The following is a 20233-nucleotide window of genomic DNA, read 5'->3' as shown; positions in this document are numbered from 1 at the left end:
GAGCGCATGGCCTCTTTGTCTGATCCCAAGGTGCGCGAATTTCTTTCCCACGGAACGCGAACGGGCAAGGTGGCGTTCGTTGCCGCTGATGGGCGTCCGCTGGTGACACCGGTGTGGTTCATCGTCGAGGGGGACGAGCTGGTTTTCAACACCGGCAAGGACACTGCCAAGGGGCGGGCGTTCGCGCGTGATCCGCGGGTCGCGCTGTGTGTCGATCTCGAGGAGCCGCCGTACGCGCTGGTCGCGGTGCAGGGGGCGGTCACGCTGTCCGAGGACCTCGATGAGCTCGTGCGAACGGCAACCGCCATTGCCGCCCGGTACATGGGGCCGGACAAGGCGGAGGCGTTCGGGAAGCGCAATGGGGTTCCCGGCGAGCTCGTGGTTCGACTGCGGCCGACGAAGGTCATCGCACAGTTCGATATGACGGGCTAGCGGGCGCGGATCCCGCCGAGAATCGTCCTGAGTGGCTACAATGAAGGAAGCTTTTGTGGCCACAATAAGGAGCGTCATGGAGATCGGTGTGCGGGACCTGCGAGACCATCTCAGCAGCCATCTGGCCGATGTACGCGCGGGCCGGACTGTGACAGTGACCGACCATGGGAAGCCGATCGCGCGCATCGTCCCGGTCGATCGTCTGACCGCCTTGGAGCAGCTGCGTGCCGAGGGGCGAATTCAACCAGCCCGAAAGCGTAAGCAGCCCGCGGGGGAGCCGGTGCAGGGCAGTGGGATCGTCTCCGACCTGATCGATGATCAGCGCCGGTGATCGGCTACCTCGATACTTCGGCGTTCATCCCGCTGCTGGTCGCCGAGCCCAGTAGTGCCGCGTGTCAACGATTCTGGGACCTAGCCGATGATGTCGTCTCGTGTCGGCTGCTCTATGTCGAATCGGCTGCGACGCTGGCCCAGGCACACCGGATGGGCCGACTCGACGAACCTCAGCTCCGTGCGGCCTCACGCCTGCGGGACGAATTCTGGCAACAGATCAACGTCACCGAGGTGGACGAGAAGCTGGCACAGTCGGCCGCCGTCCTAGCCGAGCGGTATGCATTGCGCGGCTACGACGCCGTGCATTGTGCTGCTGCCGCACAACTCGAGGACCCTGATCTTGTTGCCGGCTCCGGTGACGGGAAGTTGCTCACCGCATGGAAGGCGCTCGGGATCGCCACCTTCGATTCGAACGCGCCAGAGCAGTGACGGGCTAGCGGGCGCCGTCCATCGGGACGGCGTCGGGGCCGGGCGGGGTCGGGTCGTAGGGCGGGGGATCCGCGCGGTCGAAGAGGGGGGAGGAGCAGGTCGCGCCCACTTCTGGTGTGGTGTAGGGGTTTTCGCGAAGGGCGACGATGAACTGGTCGATGCGTTCGTCGGTGGCGGAGTCGACGGCGAGTTGGTGGCCCCACGATTGCAATGAGATCGGGTCGTCCAGGTCGGGGATGGGCGACATCAGGGTGTACTGCCGGTCGGTCACCTTGGCGCTCAGCGTCGCCTGATCCTCGGCGCTCACCTTCGCGGGGTTGTAGGCGATCCACACCGCACCGTGCTCGAGCGAGTGGACCGCGTTCTCGGAGCGCAGGGCCTTCGAATAGACGACGCCCGCGCAGGCTGCCCATTGGGAATCGTGCGGTCCGCCGACCGGGGGGATCGACGAGTAGGCGACGCGCTGGGTCGGCAGCACGTGCGGTTGTCCGGGCGCGATCTCGGTGACGACGACGCCGCGAATCCCGAGCGAGGGATCCCGGTTGTCCGCGGTCGGCGCGAAGCTGTCCCCGGCGGCGGTGGCCTGACCAACGATCACGTCGGCCGCGCCGCACCCCGCCGCCGACATCGCGACCACGACCATCGCCGAGCAGACGCCGGCGGCCCGCACCCCACCGCTCCAGCCTGAAACCCGCATCGCAGACCCCCGTTTCGTCGTCGCTTGTCTTCCGACCACAGAACCTACTTGTCGCCACGTCGCGGGGACACCCGACCGAACCTTTTCGCCTCGGGCGCCGGTCCGAGTCGGCTTCGTTCGACGCGGTCCCTAGACTCCTGCGCATGACTGTGCATTTCATCGGGGCAGGCCCCGGCGCCGCCGACCTGCTCACGGTGCGCGCGGTCGACCTGCTGCGCGCCAGCCCGGTCTGCCTCTACGCGGGCACCTACCTCGACCCCGAGGTCCTCGCCCACTGCGCCCCTGGCACCGAACTGATCGACACCCAGCACCTGAACCTGGACCAGATCATCGACCACCTCGTGCGCGCCACCGAGGCTGGCAAGGACGTCGCCCGGTTGTGCTCCGGTGATCCCTCCCTGTATTCGGCCCTTACCGAACAGACCCGCCGGCTCGACGCCCATAACGTGCCATGGGACATCACCCCCGGCGTCCCCGCCTACGCGGCCGCCGCAGCGGCCCTCGGCACCGAACTGACCGTCCCCGAGGTCGTCCAATCGGTGGTCCTCACCCGAACCCAGGCTCGCTCCACCGCGATGCCGCGAGGCGAGGCCCTGGCGAACTTCGCGACCACCGGCGCGACCCTTGTCCTGCATCTCGCGATCACGCGAATCAGAGCGCTCGCCGACGAGCTGGTAGCCGTAGCCGAGTACGGCGCGGACTGCCCGGCTGCCGTCGTCTACCGCGCCAGCCAGCCCGAACAACTCGTCCTACGCGGCACCCTGACCGACATCGCCGACCAAGTCGAAGCAGCAGGCCTGCGCCAAGCCGCGGTCATCCTGGTCGGCCGGGCGTTGTCGGTGTCGATCGACTGCGCTCAGTCCCACCTCTACGACCCCGCCCGCGTTCGACAGATCTCGGATTGAACCGGCGCCGTCAGCTGATATCGCCGTAGCCCACGGCGGTTCCGCCGGCGGGATAGGCAAATGCCTGCACCAGGATCGCCGACTGAGGTACCCAGTTGACTGCGGTCCCTCGCGTCTCCGATGGCAGATTCAAGTCGAGACGGGCACGGTCGGTATGACCCTGCCCGGCGTCGACACGCATGACACCGCTGGGTAGCGCAGTCCACATGTTCCGTTCATCGGTCCACGTGACTCCCAGTGTGGCCGAGCAAGTCGTCGGCGCTGCCAGGCCCGGAACGGTCGACCGGATGCCGACAGGTTCTACGAACGCGACCGGGCGACCGTCGCTCGGGTCAGCTTCGACTGTTAGTAGTACGTCGACGTAACAGTTGAGGGCGTCGCCCAAGAAGTAACTGTTCACCGGCCCATGCGGAGGCCAACTGGCGGAGGCGGTGGGTGCGACGGCGGCAACGGCCACTGCGCATCCAGCGATGGCAGCGGCCAACGTCAGCGAACGAGTGGCGAACATGATCTTCCTGCTTTCCTTCTTAAACTCCTTGTTCGCGCACGGTAGCTACGTTCCAGGCATCTCGTCTAATCGCTTCAAGCGGGAGCAGGCGTGCTGTGGGCAACGGATCTGATGGCGAATCGCCGATCTGTGCGGGGCGGTCCGGCGCGGTGGCAAGGCCCGCATATCGGACCGATCGGTGTGATCCATCACTCAGTTGCGCCGGTGCGCAGCTCATCCCACGGGGATGTGAGAACGCGGACAAGCGTCAGCAAACGTCGCTCTGCGGTCTCACCTGGGCCGATGTTCGCCAGCTATGGAGGTGGTTGGTTGCGGGGCAGGCACACCGGTAGATTGGTGCGATGGTTTGCGACGAGTAGACCGGCGCTGTCGGTGTGGACGGTTCAGTGCATGGTCTCGGCCGTGTAACGAGACGTGCCAGGTCGATAGATAGTGCCAATGGACATTTTTGCCTGATTGATTCGAGAACTGAACCCGAGACGCGGGCGCCACGCTGGTAGTTAGGTGGGCGCTCGCGTTCCGGTGTCGTCGGGGAGCGCCTACCCAGGTGTTCCGGAAGCGAGGTTTGGGTTGGACCGGCTGGATTTCGGCGGAAACGGCGAAACTGGTGACGGACGTGGAGGCTCCTCGGAGTACTTCCCGCTCTCGCCCGCACAGCTGGGTATCTGGTACGCGCAGCACGTCGACCCACAGGTGCCGATCAACATCGCCCAGTACGTCGACCTGCGCGGACGCCTCGATGTCGCCGTGCTCGAGCGCGCGAGCGCCGACGCGGCCACCGACCTCGAATCGGGCTGGCTGCGCATCGTCGAGGTCGACGGTGAGCCGATGCAGACCGTCGATCCCACCCAGGACGCGACGCTGATCTATGTCGACGTGCGTGGCGAGGCCGACCCCGAAGCGGCCGCCGCCGCGTGGATGCGCGCCGAGTACAGCCGCCCGCTCGACATCGTTCGTGACCGTCTCGTCCAGGCTGCCGCGATCCAGCTCAGCGATGACCGCTGGTACTGGTACGCCCGCGTTCACCACATCGTGCTCGACGGTTTCGGTGCCAACAACTTCGTCAACCGCACGGCGCAGCTCTATACCGCCGAGGTCACCGGCACCCCGGCTCCGCCGAACAAAGCCACCGATCTGCGCGCGCTCTACGAGTCCGAACTGGTCTACCGCGACAGCACCCGCTTCCAGTCCGACAAAGAACACTGGGCCCAGCGCGTCGCGGGCTTGGAAGAGGGCAGCAGCCTCACCGGCCGCTCTGCCCCGCCCTCGCCGGTCAACGACGTCACCAGCGCGGCGCTGAGCACGGCCAAGGACGAGCTGCTCACCGCGGCGATCGCCCGCCACGACAGCACGGCCGCACCGCTGCTGATCGCCGGTTTCGCGGCGTATCTGGCCCAGATCACCGGTACCGAGGACGTCATCCTCAGTCTGCCGGTCACCGCCCGCACCACCGCGGTGATGCGTCGCTCGGGCGGTGCGACCTCGAACATCGTCCCGCTGCGCCTGCGCGTCGGCCACGACACCACCGTCGCGCAGCTGCTGCGCTCGGTGACCACCGAGGTCTCCGGCGCCCTGCGCCACCAGCGCTACCGCCACGAGGACATCCGCCGTGATTCGGCGGGCGAGGGCATGGTCTCCACGGAGTTCTTCGGCCCGTGGGTCAACATCATGCTGTTCGACAACCACCTGAAATTCGGTGGCATGGAGGGCACGCTCAACGTGCTGTCCACGGGCAGCATCGAGGACCTGGGCGTCAACTTCTATCAGTCGCACGGTGGCACCCGCTCCCACATCGACTTCGAGACCAACCCGAACCTGTATTCGGCGGCCGAGGCGCAGACCCATCACGGCCGGTTCCTCGAGTTCTTCGATCGTTTCCTGGCCGCCGACGCCGAGCTACCGGTCTGGAACCTGCCGGTCACCGGCACCGCGGAACTGGAACGCTCGCTCACCGAGTGGAACGACGCGGCACACGAGGTCCCCGCGACCACCCTGCCCGCACTGCTCGACGCGCAGATCCCGCTTACTCCGGACAACATCGCCCTGGACTTCGAGGGCGAAACCCTCACCTACGCCGAATTCGGCGCGAAGGTCAACCGGCTGGCCCGCTTCCTGATCGCTGACGGTGTCGGCCCGGAATCCCTGGTCGCGCTCGGCATGCGTCGCTCGCTCGACCTCGTGATCGGCATGCACGCCGTGCTGCGGGCCGGTGGCGCGTATGTGCCGATCGACCCCGATCATCCGGCCGACCGCACCGCCTACATCCTCGAGTCCGCGGCACCGGTCTGCGTCCTGACCACCACCGGCGACGACCTCGATCTGCCGGAAACTGTCGCCCGCGTCGAGATCGATCGACTCGACACGACCGGCTTCGACGCCACACCTCTCACCGACGCCGACCGCCTGTCCCCGCTGCGCCCGGACAACACGGCCTACGTCATCTACACCTCGGGTTCGACCGGTCGCCCCAAGGGCGTCGCGATCACCCACCACGCGATCGTCAACCAAGAGCTGTGGATGCTCGACGAGTACCGGTTGACCGCCGATGACGTCTACTTGCAGAAGACCGCCACCACCTTCGACGTGTCGCTGTGGGGCTACTTCCTGCCGCTGATGGTCGGCGCGAAGCTGGTCATCGCGAGCCCCGATGGCCACCGCGACCCGCTGTACGTCGCCGACATGATCGAGCGTCACGGCGTCACCGTGACGGACTTCGTCCCGTCGATGCTCACCGTCTTCGTCTCCCACGCCACGCAGGTCCAATGTGCGACTCTGCGTGCGGTTTTCGTCATCGGTGAGGCTTTGCCGCCCGAGACCGCCGCGGGTCTGCGCGCGATCTCCGACGCCGGCCTGCACAACCTCTACGGCCCCACCGAAGCCGCGGTCTCGGTGACCTATTGGGAGGCAACCGAAGCCGACACCACGCAGGTGCCGATCGGTATCCCCGAGTGGAATGTCGAAGTCTACGTACTGGATTCGCGGCTGCGCCCGGCCGCGATCGGCGCACCGGGTGAGCTGTACCTGGCCGGTCGGCAGCTGGCCCGCTGCTACCGCGGCCGCCCCGACCTGACCTCGGATCGCTTCGTCGCCAACCCCGTCGGCGCCCCCGGCGAGCGCATGTACCGCACCGGTGACCTGGTGCGCTGGAACGCCGACGGCGTCCTGGAATACATCGGCCGCACCGACTTCCAGGTGAAGTTCCGCGGTCAGCGCATCGAGCTCGGCGAGATCGAGACCGACCTGCTCGCACACCCGACCGTCAGCCAGGCCGCGGTGCTCGTGGTCGATACCGCGACCGGTCAGCAGCTCGTCGCCTACATCGTGCCCGCGCCCGGCCAGTCCGCCGACCCGGCGACGCTGACCCGCTTCGTGTCCGAGAAGCTGCCCGCCTACATGGTGCCCGCGTCGATCATGGTGCTCGACGCGTTCCCGCTCAACACCTCGGGCAAACTGGACCGCAAGGGCCTGCCCGAACCCGTCTTCACCGCTGCCGCAGGCGATTTCCGCGCACCGCGCACCCCGGCCGAGCAGATCGTGGCGGGCATCTTCGGCGACGTGCTGAGCCAGGAACGCGTCGGCGCCGACGACAACTTCTTCGAACTCGGCGGCAACTCGCTGGTCGCCACCCAGGTCGTCGCCCGCATCGGCGCCGCCTTCGGCATCCAGCTCGGTGTGCGCGCGCTGTTCGAGACCCCGACCGTGGCCGGACTCGCCGCACGGGCCGAATCCGTCACGCCCGCCGATGTTTCCACCCGGCCGCCGCTCGTCGCGCAGCCGCATCCCGAGCAGGTGCCGCTGTCGCTGGCCCAGCAGCGGATGTGGTTCATCAACCAGTTCGACCCCACCGCGCCCACCTACAACCTGCCCTTCGTGGTGCAGATGAAGGGCCGCGTCGACGTCGACGCCCTGATCGCCGCGCTCAATGATGTTGTGGTGCGCCAGGAATCGCTGCGCACGATCTTCCCCGACGCCGACGGTGGCTTCCAGCAGGTCCTCGGCGCCGACGAATTCGATCTCGGCATCGCGGTGACTCCGATCGACCAGTCGCGCCTGCGCGACGAACTGATCGACTTCGCCTCCACCGGCTTCGACGTCACCCTCGAGCTGCCGATTCGCGTCCAGATCTTCAAGGTCGTCGGCGGAATCGCTGAGTCCAACGGCGCCGCCCCCGAGGGCTCTGCCTGGTCACGCTCCGCGACCGCCGAGCCCGCCGGTCACGGCGGTGACACACCGGCGGAATACGCGGTCGCCTTCGTGGTGCACCACATCGCCGCCGACGGTTTCTCCTTCGGCCCGCTGGCCCGCGACGTCGCCACCGCCTACCTGGCTCGCGCCGCCGGTCAGGCCCCGGCCTGGCTGCCGCTGCCGGTCCAGTACCGCGACTACACCCTGTGGCAGCACGAACTGCTCGGCGCCGAATCCGACCCGGCCTCGATGGCCGCCCGTCAGCTCGACTACTGGAAGAGCGCCCTCGAGGGCCTGCCCGACCAGCTCGACCTGCCCAGCGACCGCCCGCGTCCGCAGCAGCAGAGCTTCCGCGGCGCGCGCGTCGGTTTCGAGATCGACGCCGACACCCACGAGCAGCTCGCCGCCGTGGCCCGCGCCAACGGCGTCACCCTGTTCATGGTGGTGCACGCCTCCCTCGCGGTGTTGCTCGCGCGACTGTCGGGCACCACCGACATCGCCGTCGGCACCCCCATCGCCGGCCGCGGTGAGCAGGCACTGGACGACCTGATCGGCATGTTCGTCAACACCCTGGTGTTGCGTTCCGACGTCGACCCCACCCAGCCGTTCAGCGAATTCCTCACTCGCACACGCGAAACCGATCTGAGCGCGTTCGCCAACGCGGACGTCCCGTTCGAGCGGCTCGTCGACGTACTCAACCCGTCGCGCTCGCAGGCGCGGCACCCGCTGTTCCAGGTGGTGCTGTCGTTCCAGGAGATGTCGCACGGCACCCTGGAACTGCCCGGTCTCACGGTCACGGCCGACGAGGTCGAGGTCGACATGGCCAAGTTCGACCTGCAGTGGACCCTCACCGAGGAACACACCGGCACCGGCTCGCTCTCGGGCATGACCGGCGTACTCACCTACGCCATCGACCTGTTCGACCAGTCGACCGTCGAAGAACTGCTGCTGCGCTGGCGGCGCGTGCTCGACGCGATCCTGGCCGACCCGGCCGTCACCGTCGGCGCGATCGACGTGCTCGACGACGCCGAACGCGCCGATCTGGTCACCCGCTTCGGCGCCCCCGCCGCGGTGGCGCGCACTCTGCCGCAGCTGATCGCGCAGGCCGCCCGCGACACCGAGGCGACCGCCGTGGTGTTCGAGGGCACCGCGGTGACCTACGGCGAACTCGATCGTCGCTCGAACCAGTTGGCGCGCTTGCTGATCCAGCAGGGTCTTGGCGCCGAGGACTTCGTCGCCGTCGCCGTGCCGCGCTCGCTGGAATCGGTGCTCGCCGTGTGGGCGGTCACCAAGACCGGCGCCGCGTTTGTGCCCGTCGATCCGAACTACCCGGCCGACCGCATCGCCCACATGATCGCCGATGCCGGTGTGTCCGTCGGCATCACGGTCACCGGCGAGGCCGATGAGCTCCCGGGTTTCGCGCAGCGACCGGCGGGCCCGGACGCGGTTGCGGAGCAGTCGGGCACAGTGAGCTGGGTCGTGGTCGACGACATCGATCTCACCCACATCTCCGACGCGCCGCTGGCTCCGCGCGAACTGGTCCGCCAGGCCGATCCCGCGCAGCCCGCGTACCTGATCTACACCTCCGGTTCCACCGGTGTGCCAAAGGGCGTCGTGGTCACCCATGCCTCCGTCGCCAACTTCTGCGCCGAGCAGATCGACCTCTACTCCCTCGACTCCACTACGCGCGCACTGCATTTCGCCTCGCCGTCGTTCGACGCGTCGGTGCTGGAAATGCTGCTCGCCATCGGTCGCGGCGGCACGCTCGTCGTCGTCCCGCCTGGTGTCTACGGTGGTGAGGAACTGCGTGACATCCTCATCACCGAACAGGTCACCCACGCGTTCGTGACCCCGGCCGCGCTGGCCACCTTCGACGCCCGTGGCCTCGATCACCTGCGGGTGCTCGCCGCCGGCGGTGAAGCGGTTCCGCCCGAACTGGTCTCGAAGTGGGCTGTGCGCCTGCCCGACGGCTCGCGCCGCATGCTCGGCAATGTCTACGGCCCCACCGAGACCACCATCGCGTCCAACCTCAGCGAAGGGCTGATCCCGGGGGAGCGGGTCGTCATCGGCGGCCCGATCCGCGGCGTCCACACCCTGATCCTCGACGACCGCCTTCGCCCCGTGCCGGTCGGTGTCGCGGGTGAGCTCTACATCGGTGGCGTCGGCATGGCGCGTGGGTACCACGCGCGCGCCTCGCTGACCGCCGACCGTTTCGTCGCCAACCCCTACGCCCCCGGCGCGCGGATGTACCGCACCGGTGACGTGGTGCGCTGGACCGCCGACCGCAATGTGGAGTACGTCGGCCGCTCCGACTTCCAGGTGAAGGTCCGCGGTTTCCGTATCGAGCTGGGCGAAATCGATTCCGCGCTCGCCTCGCACGAGACCGTCGACTTCGCGGTGAGCATCGGTCACAAGAACAAGGGCGGCAGCACCTCGCTGGTGTCCTATGTCGTCGCGACGCCGGGCAATTCGATCGACATCGCCGAGCTCACCGACCATGTCGCGCAGCGTTTGCCCGCGTACATGGTGCCGTCGTCGATCATGGTGCTCGCCGCGATCCCGCTGACCGTCAACGGCAAGCTCGATCGTCGCGCGCTGCCCGCGCCGGTGTTCGAGGTGCGCGAGTTCCGCGCGCCGACCACGCCGATCGAGCAGATCGTCGCGCAGATCTTCGCCGACGTGCTCGAACTGGGCCGGGTCGGTGTCGAGGACGACTTCTTCGAACTGGGCGGCAACTCGCTGATCGCCACCCAAGTCGCGTCCCGCATCGGTATCGCCCTCGACACCCGCGTCCCGGTGCGCATGCTGTTCGAGGCCCCCACGGTGGCCGCGCTGGCCGCCCGCGTGGAGTCCCAGGCCGGTGACGGCGCGCGCAAGGCGCTGGTCGCCCGCGAACGTCCTGACCGGGTGCCGCTGTCGCTGGCGCAGCAGCGCATGTGGTTCCTCAACCGCTTCGACACCGCGTCGGCGGTCAACAACATCCCCGTCGCGATCCGGCTCTCCGGTGACCTCGACGTGGCCGCCCTGCAGGTCGCGGTCATCGACGTCATCGACCGGCACGAGTCGCTGCGTACCGTGTTCCCGGACTCGGGCACCGGCCCCGTGCAGGTGGTTCTCGACGCCGCCCAGATCGTCCCCGACCTCACCCCGTACCGGGTCACCGAGGACAACCTCATCGATCACCTGATCGATCTGGCGTCGATGGCGTTCGACGTGACCAGCGAAGTACCCCTGCACGCAAGGCTTTTCGAGGTCTCCGAGTCCGAGTACGTGCTCGGTATGGTGGTGCACCACATCTCCGCGGACGGCTGGTCGATGGCCCCGCTCTCGCGCGATGTGATCATGGCCTATGCCGCCCGCACCTCGTGGGAAGCGCCGACCTGGGCCGAATTGCCGGTGCAGTACGCCGATTACGCGCTCTGGCAGCGTGAGGTGCTCGGTTCCGAGGACGACCCGCAGTCGCTGATCTCCTCCGAGATCGCCTACTGGGCGAAGGAACTCGCCGATCTGCCCGACGAGCTGGTCCTCCCGGCCGATCACCCGCGCCCGCCCGCCGCCTCCTACCGCGGTGGCACGTACAGCTTCGTCATCGCGAGCGAAACCCAGCGCGCCCTGGTCGAATTGGGCCGCCGCTACAACGCCTCGCTGTTCATGGTCATGCACAGCGCGCTGGCCGTGCTGCTCGCCCGCGCCAGCGGCACCAGCGACATCGCGATCGGCACACCGGTCGCGGGCCGTGGTGACCAGGCGCTCGACGACCTGGTCGGCATGTTCGTCAACACCCTGGTGCTGCGTTCGCAGGTCGAGGGCGCCACCCCGTTCGCGACCCTGCTCGATCAGGCACGCGAGACCGACCTGCAGGCCTTCGCACATGCCGACGTGCCGTTCGAGCGGCTCGTCGAGGTGCTGAACCCGGCGCGCTCGCAGGCACGTCACCCGCTGTTCCAGGTGATGCTGTCGTTCCAGAACAACAAGCAGGCCTCGCTGCAGCTGCCCGGCCTCGCGGTCAGCGGCATCGACTACGACCCGCAGCTGGCCAAGTTCGACCTGCAGCTCAGCCTCACCGAGGTACAGGACACCGACGGTGAACCCGGCGGCATGGCGGCCGAGTTCTCGTACGCGCTGGACCTGTTCTCCGAATCGACGATCGCCGCGTTCGCGCGCAGGCTCGACAACATCTTCGCCGCGGTCGTCGCCGATCCCGAGGTGATGGTCGGCGACATCGATCTGCTCGCGCCCGAGGAACACGCGCAGGTCCTCGTCGACTGGAACGACACCGCGCACGCCGTCCCGCACGCCACCCTGGTGTCGCTGTTCGACGCGCAGGTCGAGCGGACTCCGGACGCGGTCGCCCTGGTCTTCGACAACGAGGAACTGTCCTACCGCGAGCTGCAGGAGCGGGCCAACCGCATCGCCCGCCGCTTGATCTCCGACGGCGTCGGCCCCGGTGACCATGTGGCACTGGCGATTCGGCGCTCGACGGAGCTGGTCGTCGCCATGTACGCGGTGCTGCAGACCGGTGCCGCCTACGTGCCGCTCGACCCGGATCAGCCCGCCGACCGCATCGGCCACATCATCGAGACCGCGCAGCCGCGACTGGTGCTCACCAGCCGTCGCGACTCGTTCGACGCCGACGGTGTGACCGTGGCCGCGGTCGAGAACCTCTTCTCGCCCGCCGACTTCAGCGGTGCCCCGATCGCCGATGCCGAACGCGTGCAACCGATTCGGGCCACCAACACCGCCTATGTGATCTTCACGTCCGGCTCGACCGGTCGTCCCAAGGGTGTGGCGGTCGATCACGCCGCGATCGTCAACCGCCTGCTGTGGATGCAGCACGAGTACCCGATCGACGCCGCCGACGCCGTGCTGCAGAAGACTCCGGCCACCTTCGACGTGTCGGTCTGGGAGTTCTTCTGGCCCTTGCAGACCGGTGCCCGCCTGGTCGTCGCCAAGCCCGACGGCCACCGCGACCCGGTGTACCTGGCCCAGATCATCGCCGAACGCGGCATCACCACCGCGCACTTCGTGCCCTCGATGCTGTCGGTGTTCGTCTCGACCCTCGGCAGCAACGGCAACGGCGACGCGGTGCGCCTGCGTCAGGTGTTCGCCTCCGGTGAGGCGCTGCCCGCGCCCACCGCGCAGCGCCTGCGCGAACTCACCGGTGCGCGCCTGCACAACCTGTACGGGCCCACCGAGGCCGCGGTCGACGTCACCTATCACGAGGTCGTCGACGCCGATGTGGAGTCGGTGCCGATCGGGCGTCCGGTGTGGAACACCCGGGTGTTCGTGCTGGATTCGCGACTGCACCCGGTGGCACCCGGCGTCGCGGGAGAGCTCTATCTCGCGGGCGACCAGCTGGCCGTCGGCTACCTCAACCGGGCCGACCTCACCGCCGACCGTTTCGTCGCCAACCCGTACGGCGGGGCCGGCTCGCGCATGTACCGCACCGGCGACCTGGTCACCTGGACCTCGGTGTCCGACGGCTCTGGCCTGACGCACGGCGAACTGAACTACCTGGGCCGCACCGACTTCCAGGTGAAGCTGCGCGGTCTGCGCATCGAACTCGGCGAGATCGAGGCGACCCTGCTGGCCCAGCCGGGTGTCGCGCAGTCGGTCGTCGTCGTGCGCTCCGACGCGCACGCCGGTGACCAGCTCGTCGGTTACGTTGTGCCCGAAGCGGAGACGACCCTCGACGTGGCCGCCGTGAAGGCGGGCATCACCGCCGAACTGCCCACCTACATGGTGCCGTCCGCCCTGGTGGTGCTGGATGCCTTCCCGCTCAACGCTTCCGGCAAGCTCGACCGTAAAGCGTTGCCCGCGCCGGTGTTCGAGGCCAAGGTGTTCCGCGCGCCCTCGACGCCGATCGAGGAGATCGTCGCCGAGATCTTCGCCGACCTGCTCGGCGCCGAGCGCGTCGGCGTGGACGACGACTTCTTCGCCCTCGGCGGCAACTCCCTGGTCGCCACCCAGGTCGCCGCCCGCCTGAGCAAGGCACTCGATGCCGAGGTCGGCGTGCGCACCCTGTTCGAGGCGCCCACCGTCGGTGCCCTGGCCGCGCGCGTGGAATCGCACGCGGGCACCGGTCTGCGCGCCGAACTCACGGCTCGTCAGCGTCCCGAGCACCCGCCGCTCTCGCTCGCGCAGCAGCGCATGTGGTTCCTGAACCGCTTCGACGTCGCCGACACCGGCACCTACAACATCCCGGTCGCGGTCCGCCTCCAGGGCCTGCTCGACCTGCCCGCTCTGCGCGGCGCGGTCGCCGACGTGGTCGCCCGCCACGAAACCCTGCGCACGGTCTATCCCGTGTACGTGGCCGCCGAGCCGGGTCGCGCCACCATGGCCGACGGCAGCGCCTTCCAGAAGGTCCTGGCGGCCGCGGGCTCGATCCCCGAAGTCGAGCTGGTCGAAGCCGACGAGACCGACATGGCGACCTCGCTCTACGAGTTCGCCCGCCGCGGCTTCGACGTCACCGCGAACGCGCCTGTGCGCCTTCGGGTCTACGAACTCAGCGAACGCGAGCACGTGCTGGTGATGGTGGTCCACCACATCGCCGCCGACGGCTTCTCGCTGCGCCCGCTGGTGCGCGACCTGATGACCGCCTACGTGGCTCGCACCGCGGGCACCGAACCCGGCTGGCCGCCCCTGGACATCCAGTACGTCGACTACGCGCTCTGGCAGCGCGAAATCCTCGGCGACGAAACCGATCCCACCTCGCTGATCTCCGAGCAGCTCGAGCACTGGCGCGGCGCGCTGGCCGACCTGCCCGACGAACTGCGCCTCGGCCACAAGTCGCGGCCCGCGCAGGCCAGCTACCAGGCGGGCACGCACCGTTTCGAGTTGCCGGGCGAGCTCGTCGACGCACTGAACCAGGTCGCGCACGAGCACAGCACCACCCTGTTCATGGTGGTGCACAGCGCCTTCGCCGTGCTGCTGTCGCGCCTGTCCGGTACCGACGACATCGCCATCGGCACCCCGGTCGCGGGCCGTGGTCAGCAGGCCCTCGACGACCTGGTCGGCATGTTCGTCAACACCCTGGTGCTGCGCGCGCAGGTCGACCCGGCCGCCACCTTCACCGAGCTGCTCGGTCAGGTCCGCGAACACGATCTGGCCGCCTTCGCCCACGCCGACGTGCCGTTCGAGCGCCTCGTCGAGGTGCTCAACCCGGCGCGCTCGCAGTCGCGGCACCCGCTGTTCCAGGTGATGCTCTCGTTCCAGAACCTGGGCCGCACCACCTTGGAACTGCCCGGCCTCACGGTCTCGGAGCTGGGTATCGACCAGCACATGGCCAAGTTCGACCTGCAGCTCGCGCTGAGCGAGGTTCCGGACGACAGCTACATGGACGCCGAACTCGTCTACGCCACAGACCTTTTCGACGCCGACTTCGCCGCGCGGTTCGGTGCCCGCCTGCTGCGCGTGCTCACCGCCATCGTGGTCGATCCCTCGGCCCCCGTCGGCGACATCGAACTCCTCGACACCGCCGAACGCACCCTGGTGCTCGACCGCTGGAACGACACCGAATTCGCGGTCGACGCCGCGCTGAGCACCCCGAGCGACGACGACCCGGCCACCCTCAATGCCCTCTTCGAGGCCCAGGTCGCGCGCACGCCCGACGCGATCGCGCTCACGTTCGAGGGGACGAGTCTGTCCTACGCCGAGTTCGCGGGGCGGGTGCGTCAGCTGGCGCGCTGGCTCAAGGACGCCGGTGTCGGCCCGGAATCGTATGTGGCCCTTGGTATGCGGCGCTCGATCGACCTGCTGGTCGGCATGTACGCCGTGTCCGCCGCCGGTGGCGCGTACGTGCCGCTCGACCCCGACCACCCGGCCGAGCGCATCGAGCACATCCTCGAGACCGCGCAACCGGTCTGCGTGCTCACCTCCGGTGAGGACCTGCCCGCGGCCGCCGGTCGCGAGGTGCGCATCGACCAGCTCGACCTGTCGGGCCACTCGACCGCGCCGGTCACCGATGCCGACCGGCACCGCCCGCTGCGCTCGGACAACACCGCCTACGTCATCTTCACCTCCGGTTCGACCGGTCGCCCCAAGGGCGTCGCGGTCAGCCACGCGGCGATCGTCAACCGCCTGGTGTGGATGCACGCCGCCTACGGCCTCGCCGCCGACGACGTGGTGCTGCAGAAGACCCCCGCCACCTTCGACGTGTCGGTGTGGGAGTTCTTCTGGCCCCTGCAGGTCGGCGCGCGCCTGGTCGTCGCCAAGCCGGACGGCCATCGCGATCCGGCCTACCTGGCGCGGCTGATCGTGGCCGAGCAGGTCACCACGGTGCACTTCGTGCCGTCGATGATGGCGGTGTTCGTCACCGAACCGCTTGCCGCCGAGTGTGTCTCGCTGCGTAACGTGTTCGCCTCCGGTGAAGGTCTGCCCGCGCCGACCGCCCAGCGTCTGCGCGAATTGACCGGCGCCGCACTGCACAACCTCTACGGACCCACCGAAGCCGCGGTCGACGTGACCTATCACGAGGTCACCGACGCCGACACCGAGACAGTGCCGATCGGCGCCCCGGTGTTCAACACCCGCCTGTACGTGCTGGATTCGCGACTGCGGCCGGTTCCGGTCGGTGTCGCGGGTGAGCTCTATCTCGCGGGCGTGCAGCTGGCCCACGGGTATGTGGGTCGCGCGGATCTGACGATGGACCGGTTCGTCGCCGATCCCTTCGCACCCGGCGAGCGCATGTACCGCACCGGTGACCTCGTCACCTGGACCGCGGCAGGCGAACTGGAATACCTGGGCCGCACCGACTTCCAGGTGAAGCTGCGTGGTCTGCGCATCGAACTCGGTGAGATCGAGTCGGCGCTGACCGCGCTGCCGGAGATCGCCCAGTCGGTGGTCGTGGTTCGCGCCGATGAGCACACCGGCGATCAGCTGGTCGCCTACGTCATCCCGCAGACCGGCGCCACCGTCGACACCGACGCGGTCAAGAACGCCCTCGGCACCGCGCTGCCGGTCTACATGGTGCCCGCCGCGTACGTGGTGCTGAACGCGTTCCCGCTCAACGCCTCCGGCAAGCTCGACCGCAAGGCGCTGCCCTCGCCGGTGTTCGCCGCGCGGGTGTTCCAGCCGCCGGTCACGCCGGTGCAGCAGATCGTCGCCGCCACCTTCGCCGAGGTGCTCGGCGCCGGTCAGGTCGGCCTCGACGACGACTTCTTCGAACTCGGCGGCAACTCCCTGGTCGCCACCAGGGTCGCGGCGCGCCTGTCGGAGGCGCTCGACATCCAGGTGCCGCTGCGCGCGCTGTTCGAGGCCTCGACGGTGGCCGCGCTGTCCGCGCACGTCGAAACGCACACCGGCCGTGGCGGCCGGATCCCGCTTGCTCCTCGCCCGCGTCCCGAGTTGGTGCCGCTGTCGCAGGCCCAGCAGCGGATGTGGTTCCTCAACCGCTTCGACAATCGCACCGCGGTCAACAACATCCCCGTCGCGATCCGCCTCACCGGTGAGCTCGATGTCGCCGCGCTCGAAGCGGCCATCGCCGACGTGGTCGCCCGGCACGAGTCCCTGCGCACCTTCTACCCGGCCGCCGACATCGCCACGAGCGCGGTGGAGGAAGGCGCGGGCTACCAGCGGATCCTGCCCGCCGACGAGGCCCGTTTCGCGCTGGCCGCCCAGCCGGTCGCCGCGAGCGACGTGGTGGCCAGGGTGATCGAACTGGCGAGCGTGCACTTCGACGTGACCCGCGAAGTCCCGTTCCGCGCGAGCCTGCTGCGCGTCGACGACCGTACCCACGTCGCCGTGCTGGTCATGCACCACATCAGCGGCGACGGCTTCTCGCTGCGTCCGCTGCTGCGCGATGTCGTCATCGCCTACACCGAGCGCACCCGCGGCGAGATCCCCGCCTGGGCGCCACTCGAGGTCCAGTACGCCGACTACACCCTGTGGCAGCGTGAGGTCCTCGGCGAGGAGTCCGATCCCGAGTCGGTCGCCGCGAGCCAGCTCACCTACTGGACCGAGCAACTGCGCGACCTGCCGGATCAGCTCGAGCTGCCCGCCGATCGCCCGCGCCCCGAGGTCGCCACCAATGCCGGTGACCTGCACCGATTCTCGGTCGACGCGCAACTGCGCCACGCACTGACCGAGATCGCCCGCGCCCGCGGCGTCACGCTGTTCATGGTGATGCACGCGGCACTGGCCACCTGGGCCGCGCGCCTGTCCAACAGCACCGACATCGCCATCGGCACGCCCATCGCCGGTCGTGGCGAGCGCACGCTCGACGACCTGGTCGGCATGTTCGTCAACACCCTGGTGCTGCGCAGCGAGGTCGACTCGAGCGCGAGCTTCAGTGACCTCCTCGACCAGATCCGCAAGGTCGACCTGTCCGCCTTCGCCAACGCCGATGTGCCGTTCGAACGCCTCGTCGACGTGCTCAGCCCCACCCGATCGCAGGCGCACCACCCGCTGTTCCAGGTGGTGCTCACCTTCGAAGCGGCCACCGCCGCCGACACCGGCACCATCGCCCTGCCCGGCCTCGACCTCGATGTCGTCGACTTCGACCCGGGCACAGCGAAATTCGACGTGCAGCTCACCGTGGGCGAAGCCGCCGACGGCTCGCTCGCACTGTCGTGGAACTACGCCACCGATCTGTTCGACGCCGAAACCGTCGTCGCCTTCGGTGACCGGCTGGTACGCATCCTGCGCACCGTCGCCGAGAACCCGGACGTGATCGTCGGCGACATCGACCTGCTCGGCGAGGCCGAGCAGCGCGATGTCGCCCAGCGCTGGGTGTCCTCGGGGGTCGACGCCATCGGCCTGCCGGTCATCCACGACGCGAGCACCCCCGCCGGCTACCGGCGCGGCCTGTTCGGCAACAAGCACACCACCCTGGTCGACCTGTTCGACGCCGCGGCCGCCGCCTACCCCGATCGCATCGCCGCCAAGTTCGGCATGGAATCGCTGACCTACAGCGAACTCGATCGCCGCGCGAACGTGCTGGCGCGCAGGCTGATCGACGACGGCGCGCGCCCGGAATCGCTGGTCGCGGTGATCCTGCCGCGCTCGCTGGACCTGGTCGTCGCGCTGCTCGCCGTGGTGAAGACCGGCGCGGGCTACGTGCCCGTCGACCCGACCTACCCGGCCGAGCGCATCGCCTACGTGCTCGAGGACTCGCGCCCCACCAGCGTGGTCCTCGATTCGACCGTCCAGGTGACGGTGCCGGAGCACCTGCCCTCGGTGGTACTCGACGGCTTCGCCGTGGAAACCGGCAATATCGAAGACGCCGACGATGCCCCGATCACCGACGCCGACCGGCTCGCCCCGCTCTCGCCGGACAATGTCGCCTACGTCATCTACACCTCCGGCTCGACCGGCCGCCCCAAGGGTGTCGCGGTCGCGCACCGCAATGTGGTGCGCCTGTTCGCCAACACCGATCGCGACTTCGGCTTCGGCCCGCGCGATGTGTGGACCCTGTTCCACTCCTACGCCTTCGACTTCTCGGTGTGGGAACTGTGGGGCCCGCTGCTGTTCGGCGGCTCGCTGATCGTCGTCGACTACTACACCTCGCGTTCGCCCGAGCAGTTCCTGGAACTGCTGCGCGTGGAACAGGTGACGGTGCTCAACCAGACGCCGTCGGCGTTCTACCAGCTGGCCGAGGCCGACCGGAACGCCGGCCCGGGCCTGGAACCGCTCGCCCTGCGCTACGTCGTATTCGGTGGCGAGGCGCTCGAACTGCGCCGCCTGTCGGATTGGGTCGCCCGCCACGGTGACAGCTCGCCGACGCTGGTCAACATGTACGGCATCACCGAGACCACGGTGCACGTGTCGTTCCGGGCGCTGGACGCGAAAACCATTGCCGCCGCGGCTGGTTCGGTCGTCGGCCGCGCCATCGCGGGCCTTGGCGTGTACGTGCTCGACAACCGGTTGCGTCCGGTGCCGGTGGGTGTCGCGGGCGAAATGTATGTGGCCGGACCGCAATTGGCGCGCGGCTACCTCGGTCGCCCCGACCTGACCGCCACCCGCTTCGTCGCCAACCCCCTCGCGGGCCCGAACCAGGGCGGCTCGCGCCTGTACCGCTCCGGTGACCTCGCGCGCTGGAACCGCTTCGGTGAACTCGAATACCTCGGCCGCGCCGACGACCAGGTGAAGGTCCGCGGCTTCCGAATCGAGCTCGGCGAGATCGAAGCCGCCGTCCTCGCGCAGCCCGGCATCGCTCAGGCCGCGGTCATCGTGCGCGAGGATCAGCCGGGTGACCAGCGGATCGTCGCCTACGTGGTCGCCGAGGGCGATCTCGAACCCGACCTGGAGACCATCCGCAGCGGTGCGGCCGAACAGCTGCCCGCCTACATGGTTCCGGCGGCGCTCGTGCGCCTCGAGTGGATCCCGCTGACCGTCAACGGCAAGCTGGACCGCCGCGCGCTGCCCGCTCCGGCGGTGCAGGCGCGGGCCTTCCGCGCACCGGTCACGCCTGTGCAGGAAACCGTCGCCGCGGTCTTCGCCGACGTCCTCGGCCTTGACCGGGTCGGCGTCGACGACGACTTCTTCGACCTCGGCGGCAACTCGCTCATCGCCACCCGCGTCGTCGCCCGCATCGGTGCGGCGCTCGGCGCCACGGTGCCGGTGCGCGCGCTGTTCGAAGCCTCCACCGTGGAAGCCCTTGCGACACGGGTGGAATCGCACACCGGCGGCACCGCCCGCGCGGCGCTGGTCGCCCGCGAGCGCGCCGAAGGTGAACTGGTTCCGCTGTCGTTCGCGCAGCAGCGCATGTGGTTCCTCAACAAGTACGACACCACCTCGGCCGCCTAC

At 68.8% G+C, this 20233-nt stretch carries 6 protein-coding genes (1 of these 6 cut by a window edge); 5 read left to right on the top strand and 1 reads right to left on the bottom strand.

Translation table 11 applies throughout. The annotated features are described in order from the left end of the window. Nucleotides 1-6 precede the first annotated feature (6 nt). The 3 genes from ACQHI0_RS24610 to ACQHI0_RS24600 all read left to right on the top strand — a co-directional run bounded on the left by ACQHI0_RS24610 (nucleotide 7) and on the right by ACQHI0_RS24600 (nucleotide 1194). Complete coding sequence (locus ACQHI0_RS24610; RefSeq protein WP_427909283.1) at nucleotides 7-432, top strand: PPOX class F420-dependent oxidoreductase; 426 nt, start codon at nucleotides 7-9, stop codon at nucleotides 430-432. A 76-nt stretch (nucleotides 433-508) separates the two neighbouring features. After that, nucleotides 509-763 carry a type II toxin-antitoxin system Phd/YefM family antitoxin gene (locus tag ACQHI0_RS24605; protein WP_427904178.1) on the top strand — a complete coding sequence of 85 codons (255 nt, stop codon included), beginning with the start codon at nucleotides 509-511 and terminating at the stop codon, nucleotides 761-763. Next, nucleotides 760-1194, top strand: coding sequence for a type II toxin-antitoxin system VapC family toxin (locus tag ACQHI0_RS24600; protein ID WP_427904177.1), 435 nt, complete (start codon nucleotides 760-762; stop codon nucleotides 1192-1194). Before ACQHI0_RS24605 ends, ACQHI0_RS24600 begins: the two co-directional genes overlap by 4 nt. A 4-nt stretch (nucleotides 1195-1198) precedes the next feature. On the opposite strand, the gene ACQHI0_RS24595 is transcribed toward ACQHI0_RS24600, so the two are convergent. Continuing rightward, complete coding sequence (locus ACQHI0_RS24595) at nucleotides 1199-1891, bottom strand: DUF3105 domain-containing protein (protein WP_427904176.1); 693 nt, start codon at nucleotides 1889-1891, stop codon at nucleotides 1199-1201. Nucleotides 1892-2034: 143 nt separating this feature from the next. Between ACQHI0_RS24595 and cobM the strand changes: the two genes are divergently transcribed. Further along, on the top strand, nucleotides 2035-2796 hold the full coding sequence (cobM, locus tag ACQHI0_RS24590; RefSeq protein WP_427904175.1) for a precorrin-4 C(11)-methyltransferase: 762 nt from the start codon (nucleotides 2035-2037) through the stop codon (nucleotides 2794-2796). Between the two features lie 1078 nt (nucleotides 2797-3874). Beyond that, nucleotides 3875-20233 carry the 5' end (the start) of a non-ribosomal peptide synthase/polyketide synthase gene (locus tag ACQHI0_RS24585; RefSeq protein WP_427904174.1) on the top strand. The gene runs 28233 nt beyond the window's last position, so the window shows 16359 of its 44592 coding nt (coding positions 1-16359); it begins with the start codon at nucleotides 3875-3877; the stop codon falls past the right edge of the window.

The sequence above is a fragment of the Nocardia sp. FBN12 genome (genome assembly GCF_050320175.1).
In the GTDB taxonomy this organism is placed as follows: domain Bacteria; phylum Actinomycetota; class Actinomycetes; order Mycobacteriales; family Mycobacteriaceae; genus Nocardia.
This window is presented reverse-complemented; position numbering and strand designations above follow the sequence as displayed.